Consider the following 24,460-nt stretch of genomic DNA (forward strand, 5'->3'; position numbering starts at 1 on the left):
GCCCGAGTTGGTCAGCGCTGCGGGGCCGCGGTCGGCTTGATCGGTGCGGGCAACGCGGAGTGACCCATCAGGTAGCGGTCCACACCCTTGGCGGCGGCGCGGCCTTCCGCGATGGCCCAGACGATCAGGGACTGGCCACGGCCCATGTCGCCGGCGACGAAGACACCGGGCACGGAGGTGCCGAACTCGTTGTCGCGGGCGACATTGCCCCGATCAGTGAGGTCCACACCCAGGTCGGTGAGCAAGCCGGGCTTCTCCGGTCCGACAAAGCCCATCGCCAGCAGCACCAGATCCGCCTCGAGCTCGAAGTCGGTGCCGTCCACCTTCTCGAACTTCCCGCCCTTCATCACCACTTCATGCGCGCGAAGACCGGTGACCTTGCCCTCGTGGCCGACGAACTTCTCGGTGTTGACCGAGAACACCCGCTCGCCGCCCTCTTCATGAGCCGAGGACACCCGGAACATCAGGGGGTAGGTCGGCCAGGGGGTCGAGTCCGCCCGGGTCTCGGGCGGCCGCGGCATGATCTCGAACTGGTGGATGCTGGCCGCGCCCTGCCGATGGGCGGTACCCAGGCAGTCGGCGCCCGTGTCGCCGCCGCCGATGATGACGACCTTCTTGCCCTTGGCGGTGATCGGCGGCTGACCGTTCTCGTCGAGTACCGGATCGCCGTGGGTGGCCTTGTTGGCCCACGGCAGGTACTCCATGGCCTGATACACGCCTTCGAACTGGCGGCCCGGAATCGGCAGATCCCGCCAGTCGGTGGCACCGCCGGCGAGGACGACGGCGTCGAAGTCGGCGCGCAGCTGGTCGGCGCTGATGTCGACCCCGACGTTGACGCCGGCGCGGAACTTGGTGCCCTCGGCTTCCATCTGAGCCAGGCGCCGATCGATGTGGCGCTTTTCCATCTTGAATTCGGGGATCCCGTAGCGCAGCAGTCCACCGATGCGGTCGGCCCGCTCGAAGACGGTGACGTCGTGCCCGGCGCGGGTCAGCTGCTGGGCAGCCGCCAGCCCGGCGGGGCCGGAGCCGACGACGGCGACCTTCTTGCCGGTAATGACGTGCGGCGGCATCGGGACGACCCAGCCCTCGTCGAAGGCGTTGTCGATGATCTCGACCTCGACCTGCTTGATGGTCACCGGATCCTGATTGATGCCCAGCACGCAGGAGGCCTCACACGGCGCCGGGCACAGCCGGCCGGTGAACTCCGGGAAGTTGTTGGTGGCGTGCAGCCGCTCGATCGCATCACGCCACCGATCCCGGTACACCAGGTCGTTCCACTCCGGGATGAGGTTTCCCAGCGGGCAGCCGTTGTGGCAGAACGGAATTCCGCAGTCCATGCAGCGCGAGGCCTGCTTCTCCAAAGTGTCCTGGGAGAAGTCCTCGTAGACCTCTTTCCAGTCTTTGAGTCGCAGATCCACCGGTCGGCGCACCGGCGTCTCACGCGCGGTGATCTTCAGGAAGCCACTCGGGTCACCCATGAGCGGCCGCCATGATCGCCTTGTCGACATCATCGCCGGCAGCCTCGGCGTCGGCGATGGCCTGCAGCACGGCCTTGTAGTCGCGCGGCATCACTTTCACGAAATTACCTACCTGTCCGGACCAGTCAGCCAAGATTCGCTGGCCCACAACCGAATCGGTGGCGTCCACATGCGCGACGATGATGTCACGCAGCCACTCGACGTCGGCGTCGTCGAACTCGTCGATATCGACCATCTCGGTGTTGAGGTTGGCCGGCAGCTTGCCGTCGGGGTCGTGGACATAGGCGATGCCACCGGACATGCCCGCCGCGAAGTTGCGGCCGGTCTCGCCTAGAATGACCACCCGTCCACCGGTCATGTACTCGCAGCCATGGTCACCGACGCCCTCGACAACGGCGTGCGCACCGGAGTTGCGCACCGCGAACCGCTCGCCCACCGTGCCGCGGATGAACGCGGTACCACTGGTGGCGCCGAAGAGGATCACATTGCCGCCGATGATGTTGGCTTCGGCCACATAGTCTTCCGGCGCCTTCTCCGAAGGCCGTAGCACGAGCCGACCGCCCGAAAGACCCTTGCCGACGTAATCGTTGGCGTCGCCGTAGACCCGAAGCGTCACACCCTTGGGCACGAACGCACCGAAGCTGTTGCCCGCCGAACCGTCGAACGTGATATCGATCGTGCCGTCCGGAAGTCCATTGGCGCCATAGGCTTTGGTCAGCTCGTGGCCGAGCATCGTGCCGACGGTGCGGTTGGTGTTGGCGATCGTCGTCGAGAAGCGAACCGGAGTGCCGGAATCCAGCGCCTCGCGGCTCATCACGATCAGCTGCTGATCCAGCGCCTTGTCCAGGCCGTGGTCTTGGCGTGAGCTGCAGTACAGATCCTGATTCATGAACGCCGAATCCGGCTCGTGCAGAACCGGAGTCAGGTCCAGCTTGTGTGCCCGCCAGTGCTCGGCGGCCTCGGCGGTGTCCAGCGCGTTGACCTGGCCGACCATCTCGTTGACGGTGCGGAAGCCCAGCTGAGCCATCAGCTCGCGAACCTCTTCGGCGATGAACATGAAGAAGTTCTCGACGAATTCCGGCTTGCCGTCGAAACGTTGGCGCAACACCGGGTTCTGCGTGGCAACACCGACCGGGCAGGTGTCGAGGTGGCAGACCCGCATCATGATGCAGCCCGACACCACCAGCGGCGCGGTCGCGAAGCCGAACTCCTCGGCACCCAGCAGAGCGGCGACCACCACGTCGCGGCCGGTCTTGAGCTGGCCGTCGACCTGCACCACGATCCGGTCACGTAATCCGTTGAGCAGCAGCGTCTGCTGGGTCTCGGCCAGGCCGAGCTCCCACGGTGCGCCCGCGTGCTTCTGGGACGTCAGCGGCGTCGCGCCGGTGCCTCCGTCGTGGCCGGAGATCAGCACCACGTCGGCGTGCGCCTTGGACACACCGGCCGCGACCGTGCCGACTCCGTTCTCGCTCACCAGCTTCACGTGCACGCGGGCCTGCGGGTTGGCGTTCTTCAGATCGTGGATCAGCTGTGCCAGATCCTCGATCGAATAGATGTCGTGGTGCGGCGGCGGCGAGATCAGGCCGACCCCGGGCGTGGAATGCCGCACCTCGGCCACCCACGGGTAGACCTTGTGGCCCGGAAGTTGGCCGCCCTCACCTGGTTTGGCACCCTGGGCCATCTTGATCTGGATGTCGGTGCAGTTCGTCAGGTAGTGCGACGTCACACCGAAGCGACCGGAGGCCACCTGCTTGATGGCGCTACGGCGCCAGTCGCCGTTGGGCTCGCGGTCGAAACGGCTGACCGCCTCGCCACCCTCGCCTGAGTTCGACCGCCCGCCCAGGCGGTTCATCGCGATCGCCAGGGTTTCGTGCGCCTCGGCCGAGATCGAGCCGTAGCTCATTGCCCCGGTGGAGAACCGCTTGACGATCTCGCTGACCGGCTCGACTTCCTCGATCGGGATCGACGGACGCACACCATCTTTGAACTTCAGCAGACCGCGCAGCGAGGCCATACGCTCACTCTGATCGTCGACCAGCTGGGTGTACTCCTTGAACACCTTGTACTGCCCGGTGCGGGTGGAGTGCTGCAGCTTGAACACCGTGTCCGGGTTGAACAGGTGGTATTCACCCTCGCGGCGCCACTGGTATTCGCCGCCGACCTCGAGCTCGCGGTGTGCGCGCTCGTCGGGGCGGTCCAGGTAAGCCAGCTGATGGCGGGTGGCGACGTCGGCGGCGATGTCGTCCAGATCGATCCCGCCGACCGGGCAGTGCAGCCCGGTGAAGTACTCGTCGAGCACCTGCTGGGAGATGCCGATGGCCTGGTAGAGCTGCGAGCCGGTATAAGAGGCCAGGGTGGAGATGCCCATCTTGGACATCACCTTCAGCACGCCCTTGCCTGCGGCCTTGATGTAGTTCTGCAGCGCCTTCTCACGGCTGATGCCCTCGATCACCCCACGGCCGATCATGTCGTCGATCGACTCGAACGCCATGTACGGGTTGATCGCGGCGGCCCCGAAGCTGACCAGGGCGGCCATGTGGTGCACCTCGCGGGCGTCGCCGGCCTCCACGACCAGGCCGACCTGGGTGCGGGTCCGGGTGCGAACGAGGTGGTGGTGAATGGCCGCGACCGAGAGCAGCGACGGGATCGGCGCCAGGTTCTCGTTCGACTCGCGGTCGGAAATGATCAGGATCCGGGCGCCGTCGGCGATGGCCTTCGACGCCGCATCACGAATGTCGTCGAGCGCACGGCGCAAGCCCTCGCCGCCCTTGGCGACGGGATATAGACATCGGATGACGGCAGAGCGCATGCCGTGCTTGCGGCCGCGAACGGTGTCGTCCGGGTTGAGGTTGATCAGCTTGGCCAGTTCGTGGTTGCGCAGGATCGGTTGACGAAGCCCGATTTGATGGCACGACTCCGGCTGCGGGTTGAGCAGGTCGCCTTCCGGGCCGACGGTGCCCTGCAGGCTGGTCACGACTTCTTCGCGGATGGCGTCCAGCGGCGGGTTGGTCACCTGGGCGAACAGCTGCTGGAAGTAGTCGAACAGCATCCGTGGCCGCGACGAGAGCACGGCGATCGGGGTGTCGGTGCCCATCGAGCCCAGCGGCTCCGCCCCGGTCCGCGCCATCGGCGCGACCAGCAGGTTGAGCTCCTCGTAGGTGTAGCCGAAGGCCTGCTGGCGCAGCACCACGCGGTGGTGTGGCATCCGCACGTACGGGCCCTGGGGTAGATTGTCGAGGTGGAACTGCTGGTCGTCCAGCCATTCCTGGTAGGGCTCGCCGGAGGCCAGTTCGGCCTTGATCTCCTCGTCGGAGACGATGCGGCCCTGGGCGGTGTCGACCAGGAACATCCGGCCGGGCTGCAGGCGCATGCGTTTGACCACGGTGGCCGGGTCCAGATCGAGCACGCCGGCCTCCGAGGCCATCACCACGAGGCCGTCCTCGGTGACCCAGATGCGCGACGGACGCAGGCCGTTGCGGTCGAGCACCGCGCCGACGACCGTGCCGTCGGAGAAGCACACCGAGGCCGGTCCGTCCCACGGCTCCATCAACGAGCTGTGGTACTGGTAGAACGCCCGCCGGGCGGGGTCCATCGACTCGTTGCGCTCCCAGGCCTCCGGGATCATCATCAGCACCGAGTGCGCGAGACTGCGCCCACCGAGGTGCAGCAGTTCGAGTACCTCGTCGAAGCGGGCGGTATCCGAGGCGCCGGGGGTGCAGACCGGGAAGATCTTCTCGACGTCGGTGCCGAATATGTCGGTCTTGATGAGCGCCTCACGGGCGCGCATCCAGTTCTCGTTGCCGGTGACGGTGTTGATCTCGCCGTTGTGGGCGACCCGCCGGAACGGGTGGGCCAGTGGCCACGACGGGAACGTGTTGGTGGAGAACCGCGAGTGCACGATTCCCAGCGCGCTTTCCAGCCGGTCGTCCTGCAGATCGAGGTAGAAGGCCTTGAGCTGCGGGGTGGTCAGCATGCCTTTGTAGACGAAGGTCTGACCGGAAAGGCTTGGGAAATAAACGGTTTCGCGACCCGGACCATCCTGGCCGGGGCCCTTGGAACCAAGCTCGTGCTCGGCACGCTTACGGATCACGTAGGCCTTGCGCTCCAACTCGATACCGGACGCACCGCCGATGAACACCTGGCGGAAGGTCGGCATCGCGTCCCGGGACAGCGCACCCAGCGACGAGTCGTCGGTGGGGACGTCGCGCCAGCCTATGACGTCGAGGCCCTCGGCCTCGACGATCTTCTCCACGCCCTCGCAGGCGGTGGCCGCGTCGCGGGACGACTGCGGCAGGAAGGCGATGCCGGTGGCGTAGGAGCCTTCGGCGGGAAGGTCGAAGTCGACCACGGCACGCAGGAACGCGTCGGGAACCTGAAGCAGGATGCCTGCGCCGTCACCGCTGTGCGGCTCGGCGCCTGCCGCGCCGCGGTGCTCGAGATTGAGCAGCGCGGTGATCGCCTTGTCCACGATGTCGCGGCTGCGACGGCCGTGCATGTCCACCACCATGGCGACGCCACATGAGTCGTGCTCATATGCGGGGTTGTACAGCCCGACACTCCTGGGCATTCGCACCTGACCCTTCACAAGCTTTTGCGCGCGGTGGTTCGTCGACGTCACCGCGCCCCGCCAGGGATTCCTCCGTGCGTCACTGAACGGGGCTCCACTGTGGTGTCAACAAGTCGTAAAACGATATGTCAAACCCCGCCTGACATGCCAACTTAGTCTAGGCTTACTTGGTTGCTCTGCCGCGGGAATCGAAGACGCGATCGCGGGGGCCATTTGGCTGCGGAATCCGTTGTCCACGACCCCTTTTGATGGCTAGATGCCCGGTTCCCGCACCAGAGGACCGACGGGGAGCTCCGTTCGCCGTGGCGATGGTTGTTTGCTGAGGGCGTAGGGCGCTCGCCTGGCGGCTGCGGTGTACCTCACATCAGCCGTCGTCACCGGCACCACGAGGCAGCTGGCGCTCCGGCGCGAGACTTTGCGCAAACTCTGGTCGGATTCTTAGCTTTGCCTCGTCCAAACCGACAGATCGCCGAGAAAGCCCCGGTGAAGCCCGGCAAAACGTCGATCTCGACCGACCAGCGATACTGAATACGATGACCGACCGCGACGACTACCGCGAGCGATACCGGCAGGCTCCGCCTTCGCCGGAGTACGGCGGCCCGCCCACCGAGCGGCTGCCCCGTATCGAGGTGCCACCCACGCGCCCGATGCCGCCGATGCCGCGGGCGCCGTACCCGCCGGTGCCGACGCCGTCGCCGGTCCGGCGGGCCAAGCCCAAGCCGACCCGGGGTTGGCGCCGCGGCGTCCATGCCGCGACGTTCGGGCTGGTGAACCCCGGTCCGTCGCGCGAGGACAAGCGTCAGGCCGCGATGGAGGCCATGGTGGCCGCCCCGTTGCGTGGCCATTACAAGATCGGCGTGCTGGGCAAGGGTGGTGTCGGTAAGACGACGGTGTCGGCCAGCGTGGGGTGTGTGCTGGCCGAGTTGCGTCGCGGGGACCGGGTGGTGGCGGTGGACGCCGACACCGCGTTCGGCCGGCTCGGCAGCCGGATCGACCCGCGCGCCGACGGCTCCTACTGGGAGCTCGCCAAGAACAAGAACCTGCGCTCGTTCGCCGAGGTGCTCACCCGGATGGGCAGCAACTCGTCGGGATTGTTCGTGCTGGCCGGGGAGAACGGCAGCCGCCGCGGGATTCTGGACCCGGCGATCTATCGCGAGGCCACCATGCGGCTCGACCGGCACTTCACGATCTCCATCGTCGACTGCGGTTCGACGATGGACGCTCCGGTCACCCAGGAGGCGATGCGCGACATGGACGCGCTGATCGTGGTCTCCTCGCCCTGGCCGGACGGGGCGTCAGCGGCCGCGCAGACCATGGAATGGCTTGCCGCCCATGGCAAGACCGGCCTGATGCAGCGCTCGGTGATCGTGCTCAACGATTCCGACGGGCACTCCGACAAGAAGACGCGCGGGGTGCTGGCCGACCAGTTCCGCTCCCGGCGGCAGGCGGTGGTGGAGGTGCCGTTCGATCCGAGCCTTCGCCCGGGAGGTGTCATCAACAGCACCGCCGAGATGTCGGCGCCGACCCGCCGGGCGTTCGTCGAAGTGGCAGCAGTCATTTCGCAGTTCTTCGCGACCATTCCGCCCCGTGGACCTCGGTAGTATCGGCGGCTACGTCGTCGAATCCGTGCTGGGCACAGGCGCTGCGGGCACCGTGTACCTGGCACACGATTCAGGCCGGCGCGTCGCGCTCAAGGTTAGTGCATCCGGCGCACCCCCGACTCTTGTCCATCCCAATATCGTGCCGGTGTACGCCCACGGCACCGCCCAGGACGGAAAGCACTGGCTGGCAATGCAGTACGTGGCCGATGGGGATGCCGACCGCGAACTGCGGGCCGGTCGGATGTCACCCGATCGGGCGGCGCACATCATCGCCGACATCGCTCGCGCGCTGGACTTCGCGCACCAGCACGGAGTCGTGCACGGCGACGTGAAGCCGTCGAATTTCCTTCTGGCTGAGAATGACCGCGCGCTGCTGGCCGATTTTGGGTCGAGGCCGTTCGCGGCAGCCGGAATGGTGCTGACGTCGGCAGCGTACGCGTCGCCGGAGATGTTGCGAGGCCACGAGGTCGACGGGCATGCCGACGTGTACTCGTTGGGCTGCTCGCTGTTCCGGCTGCTGACCGGTAAGCCGCCGTTCTTCGACGCCGAATCCAAGGACGAGGTGGTGCACGCACACCTGTACCGCGAGCCGCCTCAGGTCACCCGGTTCGCACCGTGGTTGCCTTCGGCGATGGACGACGTCATTGCCGCGGCGATGGCGAAGGATCCGGATGCGCGTTACCCGAGCGCGGGTGCGCTTGCGCGCGCAGCTGATGCGGCGCTACCCATCAAAGACTAATGGGTACATGCTTTTCCGCGCATGCATCGGCCACCGCGGCCATCAGGTCCTGGGTTCGCAGTGTCTCGAGGTCCTCGACCGTCACCGAGCCGCGGCTGGTGCGATTCTGGGCGGCCACCCGTGAGTCACGGAGCCGCTCCGCCCGCTCCACGACGTTGCGGGCGAACCGGCCATTCTGCATGACGTCGATACCGTGGGTGCCGTCCGGAGCGAGGTAGGCCCGCAACTTGCGGCAGGCCGCGTTCAGCGCGTCCTGCGCGGCGGGTTCGATCACGGTGGCGCGCGGCCCGCCGTAGCGGACGGCGATCTGCACCAGCTCGTCGGGGCTATACGACTCGAACCGCAGCTTGCGGTTGAAGCGTCCCGCCAAACCGGGGTTCACGGTGAGGAATTCGTCGACTTCCTTCTCGTAACCGGCGCCGATGAAACAGAAGTCGAAGCGATGCACCTCCAAGGCGACCAGCAACTGGTTCACCGCCTCCATGCCAATCATGTCGGGGCGCCCGTCGTGATGACGCTCCACCAGGGAATAGAACTCCCAGCGCTCGGCAGCCTCGCTCAGCTCCTTCAAGACCGCGTCGACAAGATCTCTGTCGCTAAGCTCGCGACCGCTGCCCGATCCCGCCACGTCACAAGTATGTCGACCGTCGCTACCTGCGTCAATTCACTTTTACAGCATCGACGATATCCGGTGGTGAATATCGCTCCAGCAACCTCGCACCATAGGTTGAGTTATGGCGCGGTGCCCCACTGGCTGGCCGGCGGGGCGCTGAGCGCCTCGAACCAGCCGAAGTGATAATTCGCAGAGACCTCGTCGCTCAGGACGATCGCCTCGGTCGCTGCCAACAGCAGGCAGTTGCTCAGCAGGGCCGCATCGACGTCTGGATACTGGGCCATCAGCTGGTAGCGCGCGGTGTCGGAATGCACTCGCAGGACGTCGACCTCGGCGTCGAGCACACCGGTGCGGGCCGCGCCGGCCTTCGCCAGGGTGTGCACGATTCGGGGCAGTCCGTCCCGCCAGTGGGTGGCCTCCACCAACTTCCAGCCCAGGTCGTGGACGCGGGGCAGTTCGCGGGCCTCGAGCGAAGTCGCCGTAGCGGTGCGCCCGCCGCCGAATGGGTCACCGGGGTGATACACCGCGGATCGGACGACGTCACCGAGCAGTTCGCCGACCCGCCCACCGCGCCTGGCCGGCGGCAGCAGACCGACACCGGCGGGCACTGCGACGCCGGGCGGGATCCAGCCGTGCGCGAGATCGGTGACCAGCACAATGGTCCCGTCCGCGCGCTCCCCGACCGCCCACCTCAATCCCGGCTCCTGGCGGGCGACGAACTCGAGCACGGACTCCAGCCGCCGATCGACGGGTGGCGGTTCGGGTGCGCGTACCAATTCGGGTTCGGGTTTGATCTCGACGGGTTCGACCACCGGCGTCGGGATCACGTCCACCTCGCGCACCTGCTCAGGTGTGATCTTCGGAATCGCCGGGTCGGTATCGAAATCATCTTTCGCAGAACGCAATAGACGAATCGTCGACGCGACGCGCTGCACCGCATAGGTTCTGGCCGTCTCGATGATCCGGACTTCCTCGGCCCGCCGCGCGAAGTCGGGGACATCGGCGTGACGCAGCGCGTGCAACCGCTCGTTGGCCGAGTCCGCGATGCGCTGCAGGTCGTTCTTGAGGTGCGCGGCGACGGCGGCGGTCCCCAGCGTGACAGTCGCCAGCTCCGCCGGCCACAGCCCCCCGATCACCCACGGCGTGGCGTCCGGCGGCGTGTCAAAGGTCGGCGCGGAGAGCGCTTGCCGCGTCGCCCTCTTCAGGCGCTGGCGCGCCGTGTTCCGACCGAAGATCGCCACTTTGAGGAGCCTACCGCCGATCCGTGCGCTGTCAGTTCGGCGGTGGACCGCTCACCAGGGCCGTTCAGCTCAGCGGCTGATTCCGTCGGACCCCTTTGTAAATGCCGCGGCGCACGATCCACGGCATCAACACCCGGTCGATCGACCAGGCCGGGAATCGGTAGGCGGTGCCGTTGGGAGCGAACACTTCGAGCCCGTCGGCCTGGATCCCCACGATCGAACCCCACCGGCGCCGCGGTGCGCGGTACTTCTTCAACGGCCGGTCGGTCAGCGTCGCGCGGATGTTTTGCGCCAGTAGCGAGTCGGCCCGCGCGCGAGCCGAGGCGCGCAGCGGGTCGGTGGCGGCCACGTCCCCGATCGCGAAGACGTGGTGGTGACCGCACAGCTGCAATTCTGGGGTGACCTTGACGAAGCCCTGCTGGTCGAGCAGCTCCGGCGGCAGCCACTCGGTATTGGGCTTGACCCGTCCGATCGCCCACAGCACCGCGTCGGCCGTCGACTCCGGCTGCCCGGTGCTCCACTGCACCGCGCCATCGGTGATCTCGTCACCGTCGAACCCGTCGGGCAGCACCGCACGGTGCCCGGGATGCACGCCGACGCCCAAACCGATCAGCTTGTCGTGCAACCGCTCCCAGGCCCGGTGGTGATGCTCGGTGAGTGCCCGCTCACCCGGGAAGTACAGATCCACCGTCTTGCCCGGCCATGCGGTGGCGACGTTGGCGGCGGCACTGACCGCCGCGGCCCCACCCCCGATGATCATCACCGACTCGGCGGCCGCCAGGCGTTCGTGCGTGGCGGTCAGATCCGCCGCGATCTCCTCGGGGGTCTGCAGCGTGGGTTGACGCCAGAAGCCGTTGCGCACTCCGGTCGAAATCACAAGCACGTCATAGGTTTCGGTGACCGGCGAGCCGTCGGGAGCGCTGCCCAGCACGGTGCGGTTCTCCAGATCCAGACCGGTGAGCGTGGCCTGCACGGTGCGCACCGGGTCCAGACCCCGGTACTTGTCGAACGAGATCCAGTTGTCGCGGGCCCAGTCCTTCGGCCGGGCCAGCCGCAGCCCGAGCTCCTGACCGCTGACCAGAGCCGGCTTGACCGAGATGCCGACGACGTCCGCATGACGGGCCAGCTTGATCGCGGTGAGCAGACCACTGTCACCCAAGCCGGCGATCACGACGCGGGGCTTGCGGCTCATACATCTCCTCCTACGCTGGCCTTTCGGGGCGGGCGGGGAATCAGCATGGGCACTCTGTCGATGACGTCCTGGTACTGCGGGCGGCGAGCCAGGCTGCGCTTCTCCATCATGGGGATGCTGGCGCCGAGGAACATCGCGACCATGGCCACCACCCCGACGAACAACCACCAGGCGTCGGCGGGCGCGGCGGCGACGCCGAACAACGCCATCGCGAACCAGAAGCCGATCTCGCCGAGATAGTTCGGGTGCCGCGACCAGGCCCACAACCCGCGGTCCATCACCGCGCCGGGCTTCTTGTCACGGACGAAGCGGTGCATCTGGGTATCGGCCACCAGCTCGAGAGTCACCGCACCGACGCCCACAGCGAATGCGACCCAGCTCAGCCAGACCACGCCGTCGCCCGGTCGGGTCACCGCGACGTAGACGGGCAGCATGCCCAAGAACACCTGCACGGTCGGGATCAGGTGGATGCCGAAGAGGTCGGCCACAAATTCCCACCGGCCCGCCCCGGCACGCAGCTGCGGGTACCGCCAATCCTCGTGGTGCAGGCCGGGGAAGCTATACACCCAGTTGCCGGTCAAGCGGATCGCCCAGTACATGACGACGATCGCGACCAGCCAGCACCGTACCGAATCCAGGCCGAGCGGCCCGGCGGCCCACCAGTAGATCAGCAGCAGCGGCGGGATCACGCTCCAGAAGGCGTCGTAGAAGCTGGAGTTGCGATACGCCCGGCTGAACACGAACACCACCAGGGTGGCGATGACGTCGGCGATGAACGCATCTAGCCACAACCGCCCGGTCGCCGGCGGGCCGTACAACAACCAGCCCGCGCCGGCCGCGACCGCGACGACGTAGGCCGCAGTGACCAACCACAGCGATTTTGCTTTGCTTCGGTCCACCATTTTCCAGCCTCCTACCGCGGCCGAACTGTAACACGTTCTAGTTGCCTGGCGACTGGGCGATCTCACGTCCGGACCCACAACTTGACACCTGCCAACAACGGCCGGCACGGGGTTCCTTATCGTGTCGGAATGAGCACCGTCGCTGATGCCGAGCGGGTCGAAGACCTGGCCCGGCGGGTCGTGGCAGACCACGACCCGAAGAAAGTCCCGATTCCGGAATTCCTCGGCGCCTGTTACGACGCCGGCCTGTCCTGGGTGCACTTCCCTGAAGGTCTCGGCGGGCTCGGCCTGTCGCGCGGCCTGCAGGCAGTCGCCGACCGGATCCTGCAGGGCGCCGGCGGACCGGTGCCGCTGGGCCTCAACCCGATGGGCTACGGCATGGCCGCGCCGACCGTGCGTGAACACGCCCAGTCCGACGACCTCAAGAGGGCGCTGCTGCGGCCGCTGGCCACCACCGACGACATCTGGTGCCAGCTGTTCTCGGAGCCGGGCGCGGGCTCGGACCTGGCCGGCCTGGCCACCACGGCGGTGCCCGACGGCGACGAATGGGTGATCAACGGCCAGAAGGTGTGGACCAGTCTGGCGCACCGCGCCCGGTGGGGTCTGCTGCTGGCCCGGACCAATCCCGACATCGCCAAGCACAAGGGCCTGACCTACTTCGTGCTCGACATGCACGCCTCCGGCGTGGAGACCCGTCCGCTGCGCCAGATGACCGGGCAGGCGGAGTTCAACGAGGTCTACATGACCGACGCCCGCATCCCCGACAGCCACCGCCTCGGCGCGGTCGGCAACGGCTGGAACGTCGCGATGACCACCCTGATGAACGAGCGCAGCGCCCTGGGCGCCAGCGGCAGCCGCCGCGGCAGCGGCACCATCAAAGAAGCCACCTCGTTGTGGGCTTCGCGTCCCGACCTGCAGACCCCGGTGCTACGAGACCGACTGTCGCAGTTGTGGTTACGGTCCGAAGCTCAGCGGTTGACCTCCGAGCGCTCCCGCGCCTCGGCCACCGCAGGCGGCCCGGGCCCGGAGGCTTCGGTCGGCAAGCTGGTGGGCGCCTTGCTCAATCAGCACATCTACGAATGGTGCATGGATCTGCTTGGGCCCGAAGGCATTCTGTACGACCGCTACGCATTGGCCGATGACGCCGGTGACGCGGGCGACTGGCGCGGGCCGATTCAGCAGCGCTACCTGCGCAGCCGCGCCAACACCATCGAGGGCGGCACCACCGAGGTGATGCGCAACATCCTCGGCGAGCGGGTGCTGGGCCTGCCCGGTGATCTGCGTGCCGACGCCGGCATGCCCTGGAAGGAGATCCCCCGTGGCTGAATTTTCGTTCACCGAGGAACAGCAGCAGCTGCGCGCAGCGGTGCGGAAGTTCTGCGCCGACAACTTCGACGAGTCGACCGTGCGCCGGTTGATGGAGTCCGAGGTGCCCTTCGACGCCAAGGTGTGGAACCGTCTGGGCGCCGAGCTCGGCGTGCTCGGGCTCTCGGTTCCCGAGGACGACGGCGGTGTCGGCGGCTCGCTGGTCGATCAGGCCGTCGCGGTCGAGGAATTCGGTGCGACGCTGGCCTGCGGACCGCTGTTCGGGACCGTCTACCTCGCCGTGCCGGCGCTGGTCGCCAGTTCCGCCGGCTCGGCGCGTGACGAATTGCTGGCCCAGTTGGTGGAGGGCACCGCCACCGCGGCCTTCGCCGTCACCGACAAGGCAGGCGCGTTCGACGCCGCCGCGGTGACCGTGACAGTCGCCGGTGACACCGTCTCCGGCACCGTCAAGCGCGTTGTCGACGGTGCCGCCGCCGACGTAATCCTGGTCGCGGCAACAGGTTCCGATGGCGTCGGGCTGTACGCAGTGGACGCACAAGACGTTGTGCGCACCCCGTTGTCGACCCTGGATCTGACCCGGCCGCAGGCCAACATCACCTTCTCCGACTCGCCCGCCCGGCTGCTGGCCGGCCCGGAGGATGCCGAGCGGGTGATCACTCACGCACTGCAGGTGGGTTCGGCGCTGCTGGCAGTCGAGCAGGTCGGCGCAGCACAGCACCTTCTGGATCTGTCTGTCGAGTACGCCAAGTCCCGCCTGCAGTTCGGCCGCCAGATCGGCTCGTTCCAGGCGATCAAGCACAAGTTGGCCGACATGCTCGTCGATGTCGAGCATGCCCGCTCGGCCGCCTACCACGCGGTGTGGGCGTTGACCGACGGCTCCGATGATCCGGCGCTGGCGACCAGCATCGCTCAGGCCGCGGCGTCAGCCGCGCTCAGCCACGTCGCCGCCGACACCATCCAGGTGCACGGCGGGATCGGCTTCACCTGGGAGCACCAGGCGCACTTGTACTTCAAGCGCGCAGCCACTGTTGCTGCGCTGCTCGGCAATGCCGAACAGCACCGGGCCAGGATCGCCGACATCGTGCTGGACGAGGCCAGTGCCGAGGACGCCACCCGGGTGGCCGACGGCCTGCCTGTCTGAGGCCTGGATACGAGAGTTCGGGTGCGAGAAGTGCTGAGAACTTCTCGCACCCGAACTATTTCGTGGTGCGCCCGGCTCGTCAGCCGCGATGGCGATTCCACTGGTGATGGTGATGGATCGAGGTCCCCGGCTGGGGCTGATTGGTCTGATGCGGGAACGCCGGGTGCGGCGCCGGGTGGCTCATGTTGGGGCCGCCTGCGTCGGCGAAGCTCGCAGGTGCCGCGCCCAGGGCGGCCAGCGCGGAGCCGGTGGCCAGGATCGCGCTTGCGGCGATGCGCTTGAACCAGATCGTGGTCGAGGTGTTGGTGGTCGTGATGGTCATGTCGTCATGCTCGTTCTCTTCGTGCTTCACCCGGTTTGCCGGGTAAGACAAGAATCGCGCACGACAACCCCGATGTCTGTCGGCTGACCAGCCCCAAGCAGGGGTGAAACCGGTGTCCACCGATCGGGGGACGACGACCGCTTCAGCGGCCTGCCGGCCGTCTGCCGTCAGATGCCGGCCGCTTCGCGCAATTGCTCGTAAGCAGCGTCGATGCGGCTGGCCAACCCGGCGATGTCGGGCAACGCAGTCGGATCGGTACACAGACCGATCCCCATGTCGCCTGCGCACGAGATCGCCGAAATCCGCAGCGCGTGATGAGCGGCCGGTTCCGAGGACGAGAACAGGTGCGCAACGCGGCGCCCCGCAACGTGAACCGGGTCGCGGGGTCCGGGAACGTTGGAAATCGACAGGCAGAATTCCTCTGCGCTGCCGGCCAGTCGGCGGACCGCGGATTCCAGGCGCGGGACACAGCCCAGGGCATGGAACAGGTCGTACATCTCGTCGGCGTCATCGAGGCGCTTGCGCTCACGCGTCTGCGCACTGATCCGGTCCAGCCTGGTCAGCGAATCCGCTTCCGCCAGCGGCAGATCGATGTTCAGGAACGAGTCGCGGTTGCCCAGACCGGTTTCGCCGCGATGATGCAGACTCACCGGGATCTGGGCGCGGAGATCCCGCACCCGCGATTCGCCCAACCAGCGCCGGAGACCACCGGCGATCACCGCCAGCAGGACGTCGTTGACGGTTGCCGGGTTGGGCCGTGATGCACCGATGGCCTTGAATTCGGCCAGCGGAGCAACGGAGAAGGCCAACTCCCGCGCAACGGTGACGGGTAGGTCGAACGGCGAACCGCCGGTGGGATGACCCAGCTCGCGCACCAGCGCCGAGGGCATTCGCCAGGCTTCTTCCAGCGGCGTCAAGCTGGGTGAATCATGTTGTCCAGGAGTCCTTCCCGGCGTATCTCTGTCGCGGTGAACATCGAACAACACCGAGTCCAGAAACCGCACACCGGCGATGCCGTCGGCCATCGCGTGGTGGATGCGTGCTGCGATCGCTTCTCGACCGTCAGCCAGCGGCCCGATGACGTCGAAGGTCCACAGCGGCCTGCTGCGATCGAGGTGCTCCGCCATCAGCGCGCTGACGATGCGCCACAGGTCCTGCCGGCCGACACAGTTGCTGTCTGTTCGGAGCCGGACATGGTCGGCGATCTCGAAGTCGGGGGCAGGTACCCATCGTGGATCGGGTCCCGAGGTGTCCACGCGGTGGGTGGCACGCGGCTGACTCGGCAGGCGCGCGGCCACTGAGGCGCGCAACGCGTCGATGTCGAGCGCTCCCGCACCGGGCTCCAAAACGATCAGTTTCAGCGTGTGGCCGGTGATCGCCGCGGATTCCATGCGCAGAATGCGCGCGTCATCAGCGGAGAGAGATTCGGCGTCGTCGGGCCCCACGAGTGCCAGCCTAAGACCGGAACCGTTCGAGGTAGGCGTGCTCGTCCCAGGTCGACAGGAACGTCGTGGCCGCCTCGTAGCCCTCGGTGTAGAGAGCATCGATCTGCGGCTTTTTGATCTCGAAATCGAGCACACCGACATCGGTCGCATCCACCCGAATGGTCCTGGCACTGACCCAGGGCAGGTTGAGGTAGGCCTGGTCGCGGCCGACGAGGATCGTGGTGATCACGTCCTCGAGCAGGCTCGGGCCGCCGAACAATTGCAGCGGAGCCAGCGCCGGGATCACCTTGTGGTTGTTCTCCGGCAGGTCGGGCAGCAACGTCACCCCGAGCGTCGGCCACCGGGGTCTCTTCCCGTCGCAGCGGTCCAGCGAGTCGATCGGGTAGTTCGACAGCAGCCCGCCGTCGACGAGGGTCGATTCCCGCCCGGTCACGCTGGTGAGGGTCACCGGTCGGAAGACGAACGGAATCGACATCGACGCACGCACCGCGTCGGCGACCGGTTGCTCGTCCGGGTCGAGGCCGTAGAGCCGGTGGTAGTCCCACGGCAGGCGAACCAACTGGCCCGTCGTCACGTCGGCCGCGGTCACCACCAGCCGATAGCGCTGTTCCGGGGGCAGCTCGTCATCGTCGAGCCGCAAGTCACCGAAGGTGCTGACGCCGAGGTCGCGGAGCTGGTGGGCGATGAAATCGTGCGCGTAGTCGCCCCGGTAGACGCCGGTGCCCTGCAGGATCGCCCATCCTGCGCCGAGCAGCGGCACCCGCTCGACCGGGCCGGGATCCAGGAACTTGCGGTAGTCGATACTCAGGGCGAGATCCCGGAAATTGTCGGGGGTCAGCTGGTCGTTCTTCGCGGCCGCGGCCACGATAGAGCCGACGATCGATCCGGCCGAGGAGCCGGCGACTCGGTGGGCCCGGTAGCCGGCCTCCATCAGCCTGACGACGGCACCGGCCAGACCGATACCTTTCACCCCGCCGCCGGCCAGGACCAGGTCGACGGGCTTCGTCACGATGGGGGCCATCGCCCCATGCTAGGAGCGACCCGCTAGCTGTACTCGGCTTAGACATTGGTGACGGATCGCTATTGCTGTAGGGAGGACCTCCGGGCTTAGTGGAGATGTCTGACGTCTTCACCAGTCCACGGAGGTCCTCGTGTCCCACGCTAATGCCCGTTTGACCGTTCATGGTCGTCTGCTGCTCGTTGAGCGGATCGTTAAGGGACACCGACCGGTGTCTCATGTCGCTGCCGAATTAGGAGTGTCGCGCCAGTGCGCTCACCGATGGGTGCGCCGGTTTCGCGATGAAGGCGTTGCCGGGTTGTCGGATCGCTCCTCACGACCACACCGCTGCCCGCGCCGCACATCAGCTGTCATTGAAGATGCGGTCCTCGAACTGCGCCGCGCCAGTAGGCGGGGCCAGGACTGGATCGGCGCCGAACTCGGTCTGCCGGCCCGCACGATCTCGGCGATCTTGCGCCGCCACCAGCTGCCGTATCTGAGGGACTGCGACCCGCTGACCGGTGACGTGATCCGGTCATCGAAAGCGACCGCGGTCCGCTACGAACGGGCACGCCCCGGAGAACTAATTCATATGGATGTCAAGAAGATTGGCCGCATCCCTGACGGAGGCGGATGGAAGGCTCACGGCCGAGCCAAGAGCAGATCTGCTGCACAGAGGAACGCGCGCATCGGGTTCGACTACGTGCACTCCGTCGTTGACGACCATTCGCGGCTGGCCTACTCAGAGATCCTGCCCGATGAAAAGGGAGCGACGTGCGGTGAGTTTTTAGCCAGGGCCGCCGAGTACTTCCGCGCCCACGGCATCCCGACCATCGAGAGACTCATCACCGACAACCACTGGAGTTATCGACGCTCCGCCGATGTCGCGGCTGTCATCGCAGGCCTGGGCGCCAAGCACGTCTTCATCAAGCCGCATTGCCCCTGGCAGAACGGGAAAGTGGAGCGCTACAACCGCACCCTGCAGACCGAGTGGGCCTACCAGCAGATATTCACCACCAACGACGCTCGCAGCGCTGCCCTTGCACCCTGGCTCGAGGACTACAACAATCGACGACGCCACTCAGCCCTCGGAGGCCAACCCCCGATTAGCAGACTGACGCCAACGTCCTAGCCGAGTACAGCTAGCCGGCGTGGTTCCACTGGTGATGGTGGTGCTCGGCGGAGCCGGGCACCGGCTGGTTGTGCTGGCCGGGGAAGGTCTGGTGGTGGCCGGGCTGGTTCATGTGCGGGCCACCATTGAAGGAACCGAAGGAGCCGCTCTCGGCGAGGGCGTCGGTGGCGGAGCCGAAGGCGAACAGTGCAGAGCCGGCGGCGAGGGCGCTACCGGCGGCGAATCGCTTCATCCAGGTCATGGTGCTCATCTCAGGGTTTTCCTCTTCGTCGTCATCAACTGTGTTTGTGTCGGCCTTCGCGTTTCGCCAGTGCCTAAACGGTCTCGCATCCTGGCAACGTTGTCTGTCGGGCAGCCGGCGGATAGCAGGGGGGAATAAGTTGTCCCCCGATCGGCGGACACCGCTCAATTTCTGCCAACCGGCGATCATCTGCTGCCAGTGGAATTACCGCGCCCTAACGCGGCGTTAACACAGTCAGCGCACCGGAATCCCCCACTGACGGGCGCAGAGGAAGAGGGAAAGAAAAATGAGGAAGTACGCAATCACCACAGCGATCGCAGGCGCGATGACCGCAGCCGTTCTCGGCCTCGCCGGACCCGCCCAGGCCGACCTCGGTCACAACGACTGGGTCAACAACATCGGCCCGACGGCGACCGCGCCCCATGTAGACACAACTGTGCATGGAAGTCGTTGATCGACCACGAACTCCATGGGAGGGGCACCCTAGTCGGGTGCCCCTCTTTCGTTGTCATGCCAGTATCGCGTCGATGGCGCGGTAGATCCGTTGCTCACTGACCGGCCGGGAGGTGCCCAACTGCTGCGCCCACAGGCTGACCCGTAACTCCTCGATCTGCCACCCGATGTCGCGAACGTCGGAGGCGGCGGCGCGGGTGGGCGAGAGCGCCTGCAGCAGCTCGGTGTAGGCGTCTTCGACGGCGTGCACACGGTGCATCCGCTCGCGGTCGGCCTGCGGCGCCTGGGCCAGCCGGTCCAGGCGGCGAACGATCGCCGTCAGATAACGGGTCAGATCGGCCAGGCGCGCGGCCCCGGCGCTGGTGACGAAGGGCGTGGCGACCAATCCGGCGAGCTGCGCGCGGATGTCGGCGACGGCATCGGCTTGCGCCGCAGGCGGATTGTCGGGAAGGGCCAGATGCACCTCCTGCAAAGCGGCAAGCACCTTTTGCACCCGGGTCACAAGTTCTTTGGTGGTCGAGGGCAGTGCTTCGGCCACCCGGTCCCGCAGCGCGGCGAAATCTACTCTGGTCCATACCGGCTTGGCGGCCAAGACATCGACCGCGGCGTCGGCACAGTCGTCCAGGAGCGCGGTCAAGGACCCATCGGGGTTGGCGCCCAGCACCAGTCGCGTACGCGGGTCCAGTCCTTTCTCCACCGCCTTCACCGGAGATGGCACCGCCAGGCGCAGCAGCCGCCTGGTGCCCCCGCGCATCGCTGCCTCGCGTTCGGCCTCGGTGGCGAAGACCTTTACGTCGACGCCCTTGCCGGCATCGACCAACGCCGGATAGCCGCGGACGATGTGGCCCCCGACAGTGCGTTCGACGCGACGCGGCAACTCTTCGAGGTCGTCGGGCCACGCACGCAGGCCCGTTCGTTCCCAGTCACCGGCCACCGCGTCGGCCACCGCCTTGCGGGCCGAGCCTGCGAGCTTGCGCTGCAGCATGTCGAGGTCCTTACCGCGGGCCACCTCGGTTCCGTCCGGCCCTTCGACGGCGAAGGTCACCCGCAGGTGAGCGGGCAGCTTGTCCAGATCGAACGCTGTGATCGGCACGAGAATGCCGCTGCGCCGGTGCAATTCACGCTGGAGAGCCTCTAGAAGCGGTTCGCTTCCGACCTGAATACCGGCAAGTACCGCCCGTGCCGTATCGGGGGCGGGAACAAAGTTGCGCCGCAGGTCTTTCGGCAATGACTTGATCAGCGCGGTCACCAGTTCCTCGCGCAGCGCGGGTACCTGCCAGCCGAATTCATCGCCGCCGAGCCGGGCGAGCACGTCGACTGGTATGTGCACGGTGACGCCGTCGTCGGCGGCGCCGGGCTCGAATCGGTAGGTGAGTGGCAGAGACAAGTCGCCGGCCTGCCAGCTGTCCGGCCGTTCGGCGTCCTCGTCGTCGACACGCAACAGGTCGTCACGCGTGAACGTCAGCAGATCCGGGGTGCGATGCCGCTGCTTTTTCCACCAGCCGTCGAAATGCCTGCCGGAGACCACCTGGGGCGGAATCCTGCTGTCGAACCAGGCGTAGATCTCGTCGTCACCGACGAGCATGTCGCGACGGCGTGCGCGCTCCTCCAGTTCGGCCAATTCGGTTCGCAGCCGCGCATTGTTGGCGACGAAGTGGTGGCGGCTCTGCCACTCGCCCTGCACCAGTGCGTGCTCGATGAACAGCTCGCGCGACACGACCGGGTCGACGGCGGCGTATCCCACCCGCCGGCGCGGAACGAGCGGAAGCCCGTAGAGCGTGACCCGCTCGAAGGCCATCACCGCACCGCGCTTGGCGTCCCAGTGCGGTTCGCTGTAGCTGCGCTGCACCAGGTGTCCGGCCACCCGCTCGACCATCTCGGGTTCGACGCGAGCCGCGATGCGGCCGTACAGCCGGCTGGTCTCCACCAGGTCGGCCACCACGAGCCAGCGCGGCGGACGCTTGGTCAACACCGATCCCGGGGCTAGTACGAACCGGGTGTTGCGCGCACCGGTGTATTCCCGCGAATCCCCTTCTCGCAGTCCGATATGCGAGAGCAACCCGGCGACCAGGGCAGCGTGCACACGCGCCGGATCGGCCGGCTCGGGGTCGTCGGATTCCCGAATGCCGATGTCTCGGGCGATGCTGCGTAACTGCCCGGTCAGGTCCTGCCACTCCCGGATCCTCAGATAGTGCAGGAACTCCTCGCGGCACATGCGCCGGAAAGCGCTGCCGGAACGGGCCTTCCGCTCATCGCGCAGATACTGCCAAAGATTCAGGAAGGACACGAAGTCCGAGTGCTCGTCGGCGAACCGGGCGTGTTTCTGCCGGGCCGCCTCTTCCCGCTCGGCCGGCCGCTCGCGCGGGTCCGGAATCGACAACGCCGCGGCCAGCACCAGGACCTCGCGCACGCATCCCTCGGTGTCGGCCTGCACGATCATCCGCGCCAGCCGCGGATCGACCGGCAACTGCGCCAGCCGCCGACCCACATCGGTGATGGCGCCGGCGGCGTCGAACGCGCCGAGCTCCTGCAGCAGCTGCACCCCGTCGCGGATGCTGCGTTGCTCAGGCGGATCCAGGAACGGGAAGCTCTCGATCTCGCCGAGCTGCAGCGCCGCCATCTGCAAGATCACCGCAGCCAGGTTGGTGCGCAGGATCTCCGGGTCGGTGTAGCGCGGCCGGCCCGCGAAATCCTCTTCGGAGTAAAGCCGAATGCACACCCCGGGCGCGGTACGACCCGACCGCCCCGCGCGCTGCGCGGCTGAGGCCTGAGAGATCGGTTCGATCGGCAACCGCTGGACCTTGGTGCGTCTGCTGTAACGGGAGATCCGCGCGGTGCCGGGGTCGACGACATACCGGACGCCCGGTACGGTCAGCGATGTCTCGGCGACGTTGGTGGCCAAGATGATTCGCCGACGGGTCCGCGCGGGCTGAAACACCCGCTGCTGCTCGGCGGTGGGCAGCCGCGCGTAGAGGGGTAGCACCTCGGTGTTCGAATCGACAATGCGGCTCAAAGCATCACTGGTGTCCCGGATTTCCCGCTCCCCGGACAGGAACACCAACACGTCACCGGGCGGCTCCGCCTCCAGCTCGCGAACCGCGTCGACTATCGCCTCTGTCTGATCGCGAATCTCGGTGCGCACGATCTCGTGGTCGGGATCGTCGGGGTCGTCCGAATCATCGACCTGTACAGGCACTTCCAGCGGCCGATAGCGTATCTCCACCGGATAGGTTCGGCCGGAGACCTCGACGATGGGTGCGCCGTCGAAGTGCGCGGCGAACCGTTCCGGCTCGATCGTCGCCGACGTGACGATCACCTTGAGATCGGGCCTGCGTGGCAGTAGTTCGCGCAGGTAGCCCAGCAGGAAGTCGATATTGAGGCTGCGCTCGTGCGCCTCATCGAGGATGAGGGTGTCATAGCGCAGCAGGCGCCGATCGCGCTGGATCTCGGCGAGCAGGATTCCGTCGGTCATCAGTTTCACCAGGGTTCGGTCGCTGGCCTGGTCGGTGAAGCGGACGGTGTAGCCGATCGTCTCACCAAGCGGGGTGCCGACTTCGTCGGCAATGCGCTGAGCGACCGTGCGCGCGGCGAGCCGACGCGGCTGGGTGTGGCCGATGGTTCCGCGGATCCCGCGGCCGAGTTCCAGGCAGATCTTGGGCAGCTGGGTGGTCTTGCCCGACCCGGTCTCGCCCGCCACCACGACCACCTGGTGGTCGATGATGGCTCGGGCGATCTCGTCCCGGCGGTCGCTGACCGGCAGATCCGGGTAGGTGATCACCGGAACCGCGGCTTGACGGGTGGCGACCAACGCCTCGGCGGCCGCGATCTGGTCGGAGATCTTCTTCATGGCCTCCGCCGGCACATCGCCGCGCAGAGATTTCAGCCGCCGCCCCAACCGGGCCGCATCCCGAAACGTGACGCCGTCGAGGCGGGCGCGCAGCTGACGCACCTGCTCAGCGGAGACCTCGGACACTGGCGCCACAATAGCGGCGAGCGCCGCCGGAGGCGTCGTCGTCTGCGTAGGCTCGACGGCGATGACCATTTGGATCGTCTTGGGTCTGCTGCTGGTGGGCCTGGGAATCGTGGCCAGCCAGTTGTTCCGGCTGAAGGACTGGCTGAACAGGCCGACCCCGCCAAGCGAGCCGGCCGGCGAGCACCCGGACGAACCCGGGACGTGATCGATCTGCCCGCCGGGGTGCGGGCGATGGCCGCTCGCGGCCCGCAGTGGGCGACGTGGGTCGACGCACTGCCCCGGCTCACCCGTGACGTCGTCGCGCAGTGGCAGCTTCGGCCGGACGGTGTCGCCACCCACGGGTATTGCTCACTGGTGGTGCCGGTCCGCACAGCCGACGGCACGGCCGCGATCCTGAAGCTCGGCTTCCCCGATGACGAGTCCGAACACGAGCACCTGGCGCTGCGCCGCTGGGGCGGCGAGGGTGCCGTCCGGCTACTGAGCGCCGACCCGCACCGGCGGACGATTCTGCTGGAACGGCTCGGCGACGACCTCACCAGAGTCGACGACATGGAGGCCTGCCGGATCGTCGCGGGTCTGTATCGGCACCTGCACGTCCCCGCGTTGCCGCAACTGCGGCCGCTGACGTTCTACCTCGACCGCTGGACCGCCGAACTCGCCGACCTGCCGCGCAGCGCACCGATTCCACACCGGCTGGTGGAGCAGGCGCTGAGCCAGTGCGCGGACCTGACGACTGACGCCGAGGCGACGGCACGGGTCCTGCACAGCGATCTGCATTACGAGAACGTGCTCGCGGGCGGACGGCAGCCCTGGCTGGCCATCGACCCCAAACCGGTCAACGGCGATCCGCACTACGAGATCGCCCCGATGCTGTGGAACCGCTTCGACGAGCTGGCCGGCGATGTCCGCATTCGCGTGCGCAGACGGTTCTACACCCTGGTCGACGCGGCGGAGTTCGACGAGGATCGGGCGCGGGCCTGGGTGGTGGTGCGGGCGGTGCTCAACGCCATGTGGGCGGTGCAGGATTCCGGAGCGCAGCAGCCGGGCTGGCTGACTGCGTGTATTGCCGTCGCAAAGGCGGTACAGGACTGAAACAC

Annotated in this window: 18 protein-coding genes and 1 pseudogene; 8 read left to right on the forward strand and 11 right to left on the reverse strand. The window is 67.2% G+C overall.

Features of this window, described 5'->3' with window-relative positions:
- Positions 1–11: 11 nt before the first annotated feature.
- The gene (locus Y900_RS12120) at positions 12–1,478 is read right to left on the reverse strand and encodes a glutamate synthase subunit beta (RefSeq protein ID WP_036342043.1); all 1,467 of its coding nucleotides are present in this window, start codon (positions 1,476–1,478) and stop codon (positions 12–14) included.
- On the reverse strand, positions 1,471–6,045 hold the full coding sequence (gltB, locus tag Y900_RS12125) for a glutamate synthase large subunit (protein WP_081845304.1): 4,575 nt from the start codon (positions 6,043–6,045) through the stop codon (positions 1,471–1,473). Before gltB ends, Y900_RS12120 begins: the two co-directional genes overlap by 8 nt.
- Positions 6,046–6,578: 533 nt before the next feature.
- On the opposite strand from gltB, the gene Y900_RS12130 reads away from it, so the two are divergent.
- Both Y900_RS12130 and Y900_RS12135 read left to right on the forward strand, forming a co-directional pair.
- Positions 6,579–7,646 carry a MinD/ParA family ATP-binding protein gene (locus Y900_RS12130; RefSeq protein WP_036342045.1) on the forward strand — a complete coding sequence of 356 codons (1,068 nt, stop codon included), beginning with the start codon at positions 6,579–6,581 and terminating at the stop codon, positions 7,644–7,646.
- Positions 7,633–8,385, forward strand: coding sequence for a serine/threonine-protein kinase (locus tag Y900_RS12135; RefSeq protein ID WP_051660017.1), 753 nt, complete (start codon positions 7,633–7,635; stop codon positions 8,383–8,385). Before Y900_RS12130 ends, Y900_RS12135 begins: the two co-directional genes overlap by 14 nt.
- Here the strand turns inward: Y900_RS12135 and Y900_RS12140 are convergent.
- From Y900_RS12140 to Y900_RS12155, 4 genes and pseudogenes are all read right to left on the reverse strand, one after another.
- Positions 8,375–8,923, reverse strand: a pseudogene (locus Y900_RS12140) (type VII secretion AAA-ATPase EccA); the annotation flags it as partial. The gene Y900_RS12135 and the pseudogene Y900_RS12140 sit on opposite strands and share 11 nt — an antisense overlap.
- A 194-nt stretch (positions 8,924–9,117) precedes the next feature.
- Entirely contained in the window at positions 9,118–10,239 is a 1,122-nt protein-coding gene (locus Y900_RS32135) for a DUF5631 domain-containing protein (RefSeq protein ID WP_036342046.1), read from the reverse strand.
- Positions 10,240–10,303: 64 nt separating this feature from the next.
- Positions 10,304–11,431, reverse strand: coding sequence for an FAD-dependent oxidoreductase (locus Y900_RS12150; protein ID WP_036342047.1), 1,128 nt, complete (start codon positions 11,429–11,431; stop codon positions 10,304–10,306).
- Entirely contained in the window at positions 11,428–12,333 is a 906-nt protein-coding gene (locus tag Y900_RS12155) for a DUF1295 domain-containing protein (RefSeq protein ID WP_081845081.1), read from the reverse strand. The genes Y900_RS12150 and Y900_RS12155 overlap by 4 nt, the downstream gene beginning before the upstream one ends.
- Positions 12,334–12,462: 129 nt before the next feature.
- Here Y900_RS12155 and Y900_RS12160 point away from each other — a divergent pair, with 129 nt between their 5' ends.
- Both Y900_RS12160 and Y900_RS12165 read left to right on the forward strand, forming a co-directional pair.
- A complete protein-coding gene (locus tag Y900_RS12160) occupies positions 12,463–13,659 on the forward strand; it encodes an acyl-CoA dehydrogenase family protein (protein ID WP_036342048.1) in 1,197 nt (398 codons plus the stop codon).
- Positions 13,652–14,800, forward strand: a complete 1,149-nt coding sequence (locus tag Y900_RS12165; RefSeq protein WP_036342049.1) for an acyl-CoA dehydrogenase family protein — start codon at positions 13,652–13,654, stop codon at positions 14,798–14,800. Before Y900_RS12160 ends, Y900_RS12165 begins: the two co-directional genes overlap by 8 nt.
- Before the next feature lie 79 nt (positions 14,801–14,879).
- Here Y900_RS12165 and Y900_RS12170 read toward each other — a convergent pair whose 3' ends face one another.
- From Y900_RS12170 to Y900_RS12180, 3 genes are all read right to left on the reverse strand, one after another.
- Positions 14,880–15,122 (reverse strand): hypothetical protein, encoded by a 243-nt coding sequence (locus Y900_RS12170; RefSeq protein ID WP_036346537.1) that lies wholly within the window; start codon positions 15,120–15,122, stop codon positions 14,880–14,882.
- Between the two features lie 167 nt (positions 15,123–15,289).
- On the reverse strand, positions 15,290–16,513 hold the full coding sequence (locus Y900_RS12175) for a wax ester/triacylglycerol synthase domain-containing protein (protein ID WP_051660373.1): 1,224 nt from the start codon (positions 16,511–16,513) through the stop codon (positions 15,290–15,292).
- Between the two features lie 64 nt (positions 16,514–16,577).
- On the reverse strand, positions 16,578–17,588 hold the full coding sequence (locus tag Y900_RS12180) for a patatin-like phospholipase family protein (RefSeq protein WP_036342051.1): 1,011 nt from the start codon (positions 17,586–17,588) through the stop codon (positions 16,578–16,580).
- A gap of 130 nt (positions 17,589–17,718) precedes the next feature.
- On the opposite strand from Y900_RS12180, the gene Y900_RS12185 reads away from it, so the two are divergent.
- Positions 17,719–18,696 carry an IS481 family transposase gene (locus Y900_RS12185; RefSeq protein WP_036338172.1) on the forward strand — a complete coding sequence of 326 codons (978 nt, stop codon included), beginning with the start codon at positions 17,719–17,721 and terminating at the stop codon, positions 18,694–18,696.
- 10 nt (positions 18,697–18,706) lie between these two features.
- On the opposite strand, the gene Y900_RS12190 is transcribed toward Y900_RS12185, so the two are convergent.
- The gene (locus Y900_RS12190) at positions 18,707–18,946 is read right to left on the reverse strand and encodes a hypothetical protein (protein WP_051660019.1); all 240 of its coding nucleotides are present in this window, start codon (positions 18,944–18,946) and stop codon (positions 18,707–18,709) included.
- 277 nt (positions 18,947–19,223) lie between these two features.
- Between Y900_RS12190 and Y900_RS32725 the strand changes: the two genes are divergently transcribed.
- Positions 19,224–19,391 carry a hypothetical protein gene (locus Y900_RS32725; protein ID WP_192827504.1) on the forward strand — a complete coding sequence of 56 codons (168 nt, stop codon included), beginning with the start codon at positions 19,224–19,226 and terminating at the stop codon, positions 19,389–19,391.
- A gap of 54 nt (positions 19,392–19,445) precedes the next feature.
- Here Y900_RS32725 and hrpA read toward each other — a convergent pair whose 3' ends face one another.
- Entirely contained in the window at positions 19,446–23,432 is a 3,987-nt protein-coding gene (gene hrpA / locus Y900_RS12195; protein WP_081845083.1) for an ATP-dependent RNA helicase HrpA, read from the reverse strand.
- Between hrpA and Y900_RS32730 the strand changes: the two genes are divergently transcribed.
- Positions 23,425–23,568 carry a hypothetical protein gene (locus Y900_RS32730; RefSeq protein ID WP_192827505.1) on the forward strand — a complete coding sequence of 48 codons (144 nt, stop codon included), beginning with the start codon at positions 23,425–23,427 and terminating at the stop codon, positions 23,566–23,568. The two genes, hrpA and Y900_RS32730, sit on opposite strands and share 8 nt — an antisense overlap.
- Positions 23,565–24,455 (forward strand): aminoglycoside phosphotransferase family protein, encoded by an 891-nt coding sequence (locus Y900_RS12200; RefSeq protein WP_036342053.1) that lies wholly within the window; start codon positions 23,565–23,567, stop codon positions 24,453–24,455. The genes Y900_RS32730 and Y900_RS12200 overlap by 4 nt, the downstream gene beginning before the upstream one ends.
- The last annotated feature ends 5 nt before the right edge of the window (positions 24,456–24,460 follow it).

Source organism: Mycolicibacterium aromaticivorans JS19b1 = JCM 16368, assembly GCF_000559085.1.
GTDB lineage: Bacteria > Actinomycetota > Actinomycetes > Mycobacteriales > Mycobacteriaceae > Mycobacterium > Mycobacterium aromaticivorans.